The sequence below is a fragment of the Anaeromusa sp. genome, assembly GCF_028691475.1.
Classification (GTDB): Bacteria; Bacillota; Negativicutes; order Anaeromusales; family Anaeromusaceae; genus Anaeromusa.
The window spans coordinates 1-9,664 of record NZ_JAQUZF010000102.1; the positions used below are offsets into that span (position 1 = coordinate 1).

The window sequence follows — 9,664 nt, forward strand, 5'->3', positions numbered from 1 at the left end:
CATTCAGTACTGATTCTTTAAATTCTTTAGTGTAGTTTTTGCCCTTCATATCTTGTCTCCACCCTTCTGTTTTTATTCTATCCGATTTAGAGACAAGACTCCAACTTCATTAGGGGGCTAAATAGATAGGTTTCGCGGAACAACGTCTGCATGGCGAAACTCGCATCATTCGCGGCTGGAACATATACCACTACCGCCTCTTGCCCTCGCAAGCGCAATAGCTCTAAAATCCGCTCCGTCAGCAAGGCTCCTTCTGCCAAAAAAACGTTTTTTTCGCCTTCTAGACAGATTGGCTCCGCCACAGCCATTCCCGGCTGCACTTCTTGCAAAGGAAGTCGGATTTTCTTCCTTTCCGCCATACTATTCCCTCCAAATTACTGTTTTTCCCAAAGATAACTACACGCTATCACAGCCACGCGCAAGCGTCAATATGGATTTTAGCCTCAACTTTGACCTTTTTTCTCTTTCTTGTTCACTTAATCAAAAAAAATGTCTTTTTATCAAAATTCGACATTGTTTTTTAAATCTTAACTGCTAAAATGAAATTAAAAAGAAACAAAACCAGGAGGTTCTTAATGCCTACTTCCATCGGTGCCCAAATTAAGGAACTGCGCCGCCGCCGCGGCCTCACCCTGCGAGAGGTAGCCCAAAAAACAGGCTTGTCTACCGGTTTTCTCTCTCAATTAGAGCGGGATCTTACTGATATCGCCGTAGACTCCCTGCGCAAAATCGCGGTAGCCCTCGATGTAGAACCCAGCCTTTTTTTCAGCAGCCCTCCCCTAGGGAAAAAGCGCTTGCTCCGCAGCTACGAGCGACAAACTGCCCAAATTGAACCTGGACGTTTCATCCATTACCACCTCACTAACCAAGCCGAGCCCAAGGCCATGCTGCCTCGCCTCGTAGAGCTTCTCCCCTTAAATAAGGACGAAAGCCTTCTTCCCTACAGCCACGACGGCGAAGAGTTCATCTACGTTTTAGAAGGCGTGCTGACACTTGTTCTTGATGGTGAACGCCAAGAACTCTGCCCAGGCGACTCCGCCCATTACCCTTCTTCCTTGCCTCACAACTGGGGCAATCTCACTAACAAATGCGTCCGCTTTCTCGTTGTCAGCCACCCCAACCCACATTAGGAGATACTGCTTTATTCACATCTCACGACAAACCGGTTATTTTTTCATCATACATTGTCAGAAAGCCTCGGCAGAGCGCTGCTATTCCTGCGTTTTCTTCCGCGTCTGATAAAAAAATCCCTCGCTTTGTCGGAGCGTTCATTAAACCTGTATCTCCTTGAATCATAGCAGCGACCAAATATACATGGTTATACGTACTGTGTTCGCCACTAGATCTATTTTTTCAAGCCAAATACTCAAGCGTGAAAATCACTCTCTTAATTAAAAACGACCAACAACCGGAGGTTTTTATGCTGCTATTTCAAATCCAACGCTTCTGCATCCACGACGGACCGGGCATTCGGACGACCTTCTTTTTCAAAGGCTGTCCGTTGCGCTGCCTTTGGTGCCACAACCCGGAAAGCCAAGCGTTTCAGCCACAACTGCTGCATGCTGCGGAAAAATGCATTGCCTGCGGTTATTGTGAAAGCGTCTGCCCTCAGCAAGCGACGCCGCAGGGCCGACTGCAAAGAAACAACTGCCAAGCCTGCGCTCTCTGCTGCGAAGAATGCCTGGGAGACGCCCGTCACTTGGCAGGCCGCCAGTACGCCTTAGAAGAAGCGCTGCAGCTAGCGTTGCGTGACGAAGCATTTTACAACTCCTCCGGCGGCGGCATCACCTTATCCGGCGGCGAACCGTTGGCACAGCCGGAAGCCGCTCTTGCGTTAGCCAAGGCCGCCAACACAAGAGGCCTTTCCGTCGTTGTCGATACCTGCGGTCATGTGCCGTTTGAGCATTTTGCCGCTATTCTTCCATATACGCGGCTCTTTCTTTACGATTTGAAGCATCCAGACGATGCAGAACACCAACGTCTTACAGGCGTCGGCAACAAGATCATCCTGGATAATTTGCGCAAACTGGCCGCAGCAGGCGCCTCTCTCTCGCTGCGCCTGCCCCTTGCAGCCGATCGCAATGACCGTCCCCAAGATCTTGCCGCGTGGCTGCCACTGTTTGAAGCGATTAAGCCGCAGCGCATCCACTTGCTTCCCTATCATAGCATTGGCGGTTCCAAATCAAGCCGCCTGGGCTATCCCGTTTTCCAGGGACAGCCGCCCACAGCTTCTACCTTAGAACATTGGCTTACTACCATTCAGAACGCCGGCCATCCGGTGCAACAAGGAGGATAAGATTATGAAGCAAGAACGAGGCATGAATGAACGCATCCGTAGCCTGCGCCAGGAGAGTACCACGGCGGAACCTCGCCTATCCCTGGAGCGCAGTCGTTTGGTTACCGAAGCCTATGAAAAATACGAAGGCCGCGTCCCCGTGCCTATGCTGCGAGCCTTGACACTGCAGCATATTATGCTGCACAAATCCCTCTACCTGGGACCCGGCGAGCTGTTAGTCGGCGAGAAAGCCGAAGCCCCGCAGCAAGCCCCTTCTTTTCCCGAGCTTTGCTGCCACACGGAAGAAGATCTCACCGTCATGGATCAACGAGAAATTGTGTATTTCCGCGTCGGCGAGGACGAAAAAAAGCTGCAAAAAGAACGAATTATTCCGTTTTGGAAAAATCGCGCCTTGCGCGGCAAGATCTTGGATTCTCTGCCGCAGGAATGGCACGATTGTTATGAAGCCGGCCTTTTCACAGAGTTTATGGAGCAGCGCGGTCCTGGGCACACCGTTGCCGACGGCAAAATGTACCAAAGCGGCCTTTTGGATGTCCAGAAACGAATTGATACCTCCTTGGCCGCACTAGACCCGCTGACCGATTCTTCCTATCTAGATAAAAAAGCGCAGCTCACAGGCATGCGCATTGCCTGCGACGCCATGATGCTCTATGCCGCCCGCTATGCCGCCTTGGCACAGGAGCTGGCGGAAAAAGAAAGCGATCCGCAGCGAAAAAGCGAGTTACAAACCATTGCTGCCAACTGCCTTACCGTCCCGGCGCATGCGCCGCAAACGTTCCATCAGGCGCTGCAGATGTATTGGTTTATGCACATCGGTGTAACGACAGAAATCAATCCCTGGGACGCTTACAGCCCTGGCCGCCTAGATCAGCACCTGATTCCCTTTTATCGTAAAGACCTGGCCGAAGGACGCCTGACGCGCGAACAAGCCAAAGAACTGCTGCAATGCTTCTGGATTAAATTCAATAATCAGCCCGCTCCTCCCAAAGTAGGCATTACTCTCAAAGAAAGCGGCACCTACACGGATTTCGCCAACCTCAATACCGGCGGCATTACGCCCGACGGCAACGACGGCGTTAACGAAGTATCCTATCTGATTTTGGAAACCATGGACGAAATGCGCCTCTTGCAGCCCAGCTCCAACGTGCAGATCAGCCGCCGCACTCCACAGGATTTTCTCAAAAAAGCCTGCGCTATTTCCCGCCAGGGTTGGGGACAGCCTGCTTTTTACAATACCGAAAGTATCGTGCAAGAGCTGCTTAACGCCGGCAAGTCCCTGGAGGATGCGCGCCAAGGCGGCGCCAGCGGCTGCGTAGAGACAGGCGCTTTCGGCAAGGAAGCCTATATCCTGACAGGCTATCTCAATCTCCCCAAAATTTTGGAGCTCACGCTCTTCAACGGCGTGGATCCCATGACCGGCAAGCGTCTGGGACCGGCAACCGGGGAAGCGGCTTCCTTCAGCGACTTTGACTCGTTCTATCGGGCCTATGAAGAACAGCTGCACTACATGACAGATATCAAAGTAAAAGGCAATCAAATTATCGAAGGTCTATACGCCCGTTATATGCCCGTGCCTCTTCTGTCTTGCCTTGTAGACGACTGCATCACAAACGGCCAAGACTACAATGCAGGCGGCGCCCGCTATAATACCAGCTATATCCAAGGCGTCGGCATCGGCACGCTCACCGACAGTCTTGCCGCCATCGAAACTCTGGTCTACAAAGAGAACAAATTCACCCTCCCAGAGCTGGTTACGGCCCTACAAGATAATTTTGACGGCCACCTGCGCTTGCACCATTTAGTGCGCGAAAAAGCCCCTCGCTATGGCAACGACGACGATGCCGCCGACGACCTGATGCAGCGAGCCTTTCGTTCGTTCCACGACGAAGTTACCGGGCGCCCCAATGGCCGCGGCGGCAGCTATCGCGTCAATATGCTGCCTACCACCTGCCATGTGTACTTTGGCTCCGTCCTCGGCGCCAGCCCCAATGGGCGTTTGGAGCACAAGCCGGTATCTGAAGGTATCTCGCCCGAAAAAAGCGCTGATCGCCTAGGCCCCACCGCCGTCATCCGCTCAGCGGCCAAAATGGATCAGCTTCTCACCGGCGGCACGCTGCTCAATCAGAAATTCAATCCTGCCGCCGTCGCAGGCGAAGCAGGCCTTGAGAACATGGCCGCTCTTGTACGCGCCTACTTCTCCTTGGACGGCCATCATATTCAGTTCAACGTCATTGACCGGGCAACGCTTTTAGCCGCCCAAGAACACCCGGAAGACTACAAAGATCTCATCGTCCGCGTCGCTGGCTACAGCGACCACTTCCACAATCTTAGCCGAGAACTGCAAGATGAAATCATCGAACGCACGGAACAGACGATTGGCTAAAAACATACAACACAAAATCAGACCGCTAAATCTATAGATTTAGCGGTCTGATTTTATGTTGACGCCATGCAGGCGTCAATCCATTTTCCCTTGGATCTTCGCTGCCAACAACCACTGTCTGGCAAATACGACCGCCTGGGCTGTCAACGTTTCGCAAGCATGCGAAGGCCCGTCTTGCGGAAAGCCTTGCGGCCGCAGCTTCCGGCACAGCAAGCTGCCAAAACGGGCTTCAAAGGCAGCCGCAAAGCCCCGGCAATGTGCCGAGATTTCTTCTGCCGACTCCTCCGCCAACGCTCCTTGCAAACCAAGAAAGACCAGCATCCCTTCCACCAAGCCGCACTGCGCTCCATAACCGCCAGCGCCATGAAGCCCAGCCATCGCCTCTGCCCATAGGGGCGGCAATGACAGCTGCGCCGCTTCACATTGCAGAGCCAATTGCGTCCGAGCGCAATTCCAATCGTTCTGCCAATAACACTGGTGTACACGCTCACATGCCCATTGTTGCACCGCATCCGCCATCTCAAATTCCTCCTAAGCGCAACAGTCCCATTACGCCAAGGCCTGCAGCCATCGTCCATACGGCTTGGCTGGTCCTCCACGCTACCCAAGCAGCCGCTGCGCCTGCCACAAGATAGGTGTTATGCCAAGACAGATCTAGCTGTCCTTGGGGCAAAAGCAAAGCCGGTACTACCAGCGCCGCCAAAATACCGGTAGGCACCTGCGCCGTCCAACGTTCCAACCCCTTCGGCAAACCGGTTAAACGCAACAGCAGAAAACTTCCTACCCGCGTAGCATACGTAGCGCCTGCCATAACTAAAATGATCAGCCAATATTCTTCACGCATTTTGCTTCTCTCCTTCCAGACAGCCGCCGACAAAAGCAGCCGCTACTGTCGCCAGCAATAAATACCATTTCCCCGGCAAATATAACGAACCAACTACAGAAATAACGGCTCCTGTCAGCGCCGCCGCCAAGCCCGGCTTGTGACGCAAACGCGGCATCAGCATAGCTAAGAAGGTAGCCGGCATGACAATATCCAGACCCCAGGCCAAAGGATCTCCCAGCTGGCTGCCTACCGCTACGCCTAAAGCCGTAGAAATAGCCCAAGTACAGTATCCAGCAGCATTGCTGCCCCATTGATAGGCCGGTTGATAACCATGCGTGGCAATACGGCTTACGGTCACCGCATAGGTTTCATCTGCCATGCCAAACGCCAGCAGCGCCTGCTGCCAAAAAGGAAGCTTCAATACGTAAGGTGCAATGGATGCTCCCATTAACAAATGACGCAAATTGACAAGGAGTGTGGTTAAGCCTAGTACGCTCCAAGACACCACTCCCTGGCCCAGCAGCAAAATAGCAAAAAACTGCGCCGCTCCCGCAAAAACCAACAACGACATGCCCATGGTTTCTGCCGGCGTCAGTCCGGCACCCAGCGCCAGCATGCCAAAAGTAAGGCCGAACGGAAATACGCCCAGCATCAGCGGCGCCGTATCTTTCATGCCCAGACAAAATTCTTTTCGCCAGGCACTATCAACACATTCTAGCATCATTTTCCCTCCTGATTTTGCATTTTGTATTTTCTTGTATTTGCATCTTACCAAGAAGGATTTAAATTGGAAATAGCCAATTTAAGATATTCAAAGAAATCTCTGGCTTTTTTCAGGAGGAACAGAAAATGGACTTAACCAATTTTTTGCAAACTCAATTACAGCCCCCGTCTTCTCTGCCGCTTTATAAACAATTGTCCCTGGCGCTGACCAAAGCCATTGAAACCGGCCAGCTTCGCAACGGGCAACGCCTGCCGCCGGAACGGCGTCTAGCAGAAGACCTGCGTCTCAGCCGTACTACCATTGTCAATGCGTACCGCCTCCTGGAACAAAACGGCAGCGTATCCTCGCGCATCGGCAGCGGCACCTATATCGGCGAAGACGCCGCTTCCGCTCCGTTGCCGCCGATGCCTTGGAACCAGCTCTTACTGCCGCATTTGAGTAGTCCCCTTTCCTCAATTTTGCGCAGTCTTTTGGCCATTCCCGCTGCTGCTGACAGCATTTCCCTAGCCGCCGGCATGCCGGATCCTGCGCTGTATCCTCTAGATATGCTGCAACAGCTGCAGCAACCGGTTCCCGCCTCCGAACTTGGGTATCTGCCCATCGAAGGCTATGCGCCCTTGCGTCAGGAGCTGGCGGCTTGGCTAGAAAACCGCCAGCTTCATTTAGACGCGGAGGATATCATGATTCTTAGCGGCTCTCAGCAAGGTCTGTATCTTCTCTGCAAATGTTTTATCTCCCCCGGCGACAGCATTGTCGTCGAATCACCAACCTATTTGGGAGCCATCCAAGTCTTCCAGGCGGCCGGCGCACGCCTGCTCACTCTCCCCGGTCCCTTGAACAGCCAGTCGCTGCCTTTCTTGGAGGACTACCTTGTCCGCTACCGCCCCAAGCTATTCTATCTGGGCTCGTCCTTCCAAAATCCTACCGGCCGCAGTCCCGACGCCTCAGTATGCCAAAAGTTTCTAGACTTGGCCGCCAAGTATCATCTGGTCATTGTAGAAGACGACGCCTACGGTCATCTACACTACGAAACGCCCGCCCCGCAGCCTTTAAAAAGCCGCGACCACTACGGCGGCGTTTTGTATCTAGGATCTGCCTCCAAAATCTTTTTCCCCGGTTTGCGTACCGGCTGGCTGGCAGCGCCGCGGGAAGTACTCAATCGCCTGGCCGAAGAAAAACAGTACGCCGATCTGCACAGCAACAATCTGGCGCAGCTGTGTCTGGCAGAATATATGCGTTCCGGCAAGGCCGACGCTCATTTGCGCCACATCCGCACTCACTACCAGCGCCGCCGCGATGCGTTAGCGCAAGCGCTTAAACGCCATTGCAGCGCAGATCTTTCTTTTGAACTGCCCCTCGGCGGCTTCTATCTTTGGTGCCGTCTCAAAGGGGAAGGCTCCGCCCAGGCGCTTTTATACGAAGCCGCCCGTCAAGGGGTCTCCTTTGTTCCAGGCGAAGCCTTTTACGCCGACCGCGCCGGTACGGATTATTTCCGGCTGTGCTTTGCTACACACGACGAAGCCGCCATGGAAATTGCCGCCCAACGCTTAGGCCAAGCCTTGCGCAATCTGCGCAAGCATCCGCGCCGCCATACCATCCCCGCTTTCCGCTCCGGCCAGCCTATCCTCTAAGGGAGCCGCTCATCTATGCGCATCTCGCGACAAAGCAGCCCTTGTTCCGTCATCCATCGTCAGAAAGCCTCGGCAGAGCGCCGCTATGCCTGCATTTTCTTTCTCACCTGACAGAAAAATTTCTAGCTTTGCCGGAGCGCTCATTAGATGAGCGGCTCCCTGGAAAATTGAAAAAGATAATATAATCAAAGAGTATGACAGGAAAACGAAAAAGAGCTGCAAACAAGAATTATCTATGTTTGCAGCTCTCTTACATGAGAGTTTTTCATAACTTCATCTTTTTAAAAACGACCAAAATATAGTATGCACGAGGTGTATGCGTTAATATATTAATGGCCCCCGAAGGTCGAATAGTCAAATGTGAAAATGAAACTCCCTCACATATGCCTTGGTTCATAAACTTTTATGGGGGGGATTAATCTCATGTTTACACTTGGGGCAGTACATATTATTCAGTTTAAATTTAGATATATACATGCGAGAATCTCCACATTTAGGGCATAGTTTTCCTTGTACTCCATCATTCCTCTTCGACCCACTACCACACTGTAAACAAAGATAAAAATTATCTTTGTCCTTAACAGAATCCACTCTGCTATCAATCACCTTACCACATGCCCAGCAATGACTTATATATATATTCTTATCATGATCAATGCCATTCATTTTACATGAAAAAACTGTGGCATTAAATATGGCTAAGTTCGAGGAATACTTCATATTAGAAACTAAAGGCCCCCCGCAGCCTCTACATTTTAGCCTTTCTCGTATTTCATTTAATCGATTCAACCAACCTCCCAACCGCGCGGCATATTCCTCTGATCTCTTTACGTCAGATAAGCGCGGTTGTATATTAAAATATGACAATATCTCTGTAATAGACCACTTTCTAATGGGTAAATCCATTTGGGGCCATACCCTTTCACTATTACACGAACGCTTTGTTCTAGGACAATATACTCTATGTGGGGCCTTATCACATGGCCATAGTTTCCCTTCACAATAGGTTACTATGCCTTTATCACATTCAGGCAATAACCAATCTAAGTTAATCGGGGTTATATCCCACGCCTGCATAATCACAAAGTCTTGAATACGTCGATGAAGCACCTCAAAAAATTGCAGGCTTCTAGCTTTTGACAGCTGATATAATGCCGCATGAATAGAATCATCACCACAAAAAATAATATCCGGAATATGTTCGCCTAGCTTTACTTTACTCATCAGATATTCTTTTTTACAATTATCTGTACTCAATCCCCAGTAAGGTTTAAATCTTTCAAGCGAAAGATTTAAAAGGTACTCTGCTTGTTTACTACTCGATAAGAAAGGGTATACCTCCTTACTATAGTGTAAATTCTCTGGAATCAGATTTAATAGTCTTCTGTCCCCTGATGTTTTGAGGGTTTTCACTAAATAATCGATTACTTTTTTACTATTACGCAAACCAGCTGGGATTAACTGGATTATTCTATCGTCTCCAGTCGTTTGAAGTATTTCTATCAAAGAATCAACTACATCCTCTCGTGTTCGTATATGTTCTGGAAGAAGCATAGCCGCTTGCACATCTCCATTATCTTTAAGACTTTGAATCAAACAATTTACAACATCATCATTACATCGCACTTGAGGTGGTAAGATCTTTAGTATTTTCTTCTCTCCTGTAATTAGAAATAGTTTGGTTGATTGTAAAATGAAGTTGAACACTTAAGAAAAAAGTCCATGGTGACTTTTCCTCGTATGGTAGAATGGAGTTCTCACACAACCATCAACAACGAGGAGGCAATCACTATGGACTGCCATG

The 9,664-nt window shown here is 50.6% G+C and carries 9 protein-coding genes; 4 read left to right on the forward strand and 5 right to left on the reverse strand.

The genetic code is table 11. The features are described from left to right. Positions 1 to 86: 86 nt before the first annotated feature. Positions 87 to 359, reverse strand: a complete 273-nt coding sequence (locus PHF27_RS11585; RefSeq protein WP_300070149.1) for a hypothetical protein — start codon at positions 357 to 359, stop codon at positions 87 to 89. Positions 360 to 575: 216 nt separating this feature from the next. Here PHF27_RS11585 and PHF27_RS11590 point away from each other — a divergent pair, with 216 nt between their 5' ends. The 3 genes from PHF27_RS11590 to hypD all read left to right on the forward strand — a co-directional run bounded on the left by PHF27_RS11590 (position 576) and on the right by hypD (position 4,679). Further along, a complete protein-coding gene (locus PHF27_RS11590; protein WP_300070152.1) occupies positions 576 to 1,130 on the forward strand; it encodes an XRE family transcriptional regulator in 555 nt (184 codons plus the stop codon). Positions 1,131 to 1,420: 290 nt separating this feature from the next. Further along, a complete protein-coding gene (locus tag PHF27_RS11595; protein WP_300070155.1) occupies positions 1,421 to 2,296 on the forward strand; it encodes a glycyl-radical enzyme activating protein in 876 nt (291 codons plus the stop codon). A gap of 4 nt (positions 2,297 to 2,300) precedes the next feature. Then, positions 2,301 to 4,679, forward strand: a complete 2,379-nt coding sequence (hypD, locus tag PHF27_RS11600) for a trans-4-hydroxy-L-proline dehydratase (RefSeq protein ID WP_300070158.1) — start codon at positions 2,301 to 2,303, stop codon at positions 4,677 to 4,679. 75 nt (positions 4,680 to 4,754) lie between these two features. On the opposite strand, the gene PHF27_RS11605 is transcribed toward hypD, so the two are convergent. Genes PHF27_RS11605 through PHF27_RS11615 form a run of 3 tightly spaced genes read right to left on the reverse strand, consistent with a single transcriptional unit; the run spans position 4,755 to position 6,229 of the window. Next, positions 4,755 to 5,198, reverse strand: a complete 444-nt coding sequence (locus tag PHF27_RS11605; protein WP_300070161.1) for a C-GCAxxG-C-C family protein — start codon at positions 5,196 to 5,198, stop codon at positions 4,755 to 4,757. 1 nt (position 5,199) lies between these two features. Then, the gene (locus tag PHF27_RS11610; protein WP_300070163.1) at positions 5,200 to 5,523 is read right to left on the reverse strand and encodes an AzlD domain-containing protein; all 324 of its coding nucleotides are present in this window, start codon (positions 5,521 to 5,523) and stop codon (positions 5,200 to 5,202) included. Then, entirely contained in the window at positions 5,516 to 6,229 is a 714-nt protein-coding gene (locus tag PHF27_RS11615; protein ID WP_300070164.1) for an AzlC family ABC transporter permease, read from the reverse strand. Before PHF27_RS11615 ends, PHF27_RS11610 begins: the two co-directional genes overlap by 8 nt. A 125-nt stretch (positions 6,230 to 6,354) precedes the next feature. Here PHF27_RS11615 and PHF27_RS11620 point away from each other — a divergent pair, with 125 nt between their 5' ends. Then, entirely contained in the window at positions 6,355 to 7,860 is a 1,506-nt protein-coding gene (locus tag PHF27_RS11620) for a PLP-dependent aminotransferase family protein (protein WP_300070167.1), read from the forward strand. 393 nt (positions 7,861 to 8,253) lie between these two features. Here the strand turns inward: PHF27_RS11620 and PHF27_RS11625 are convergent, their stop codons facing one another. Then, positions 8,254 to 9,567 (reverse strand): hypothetical protein, encoded by a 1,314-nt coding sequence (locus PHF27_RS11625; RefSeq protein ID WP_300070170.1) that lies wholly within the window; start codon positions 9,565 to 9,567, stop codon positions 8,254 to 8,256. Positions 9,568 to 9,664: the final 97 nt, after the last annotated feature.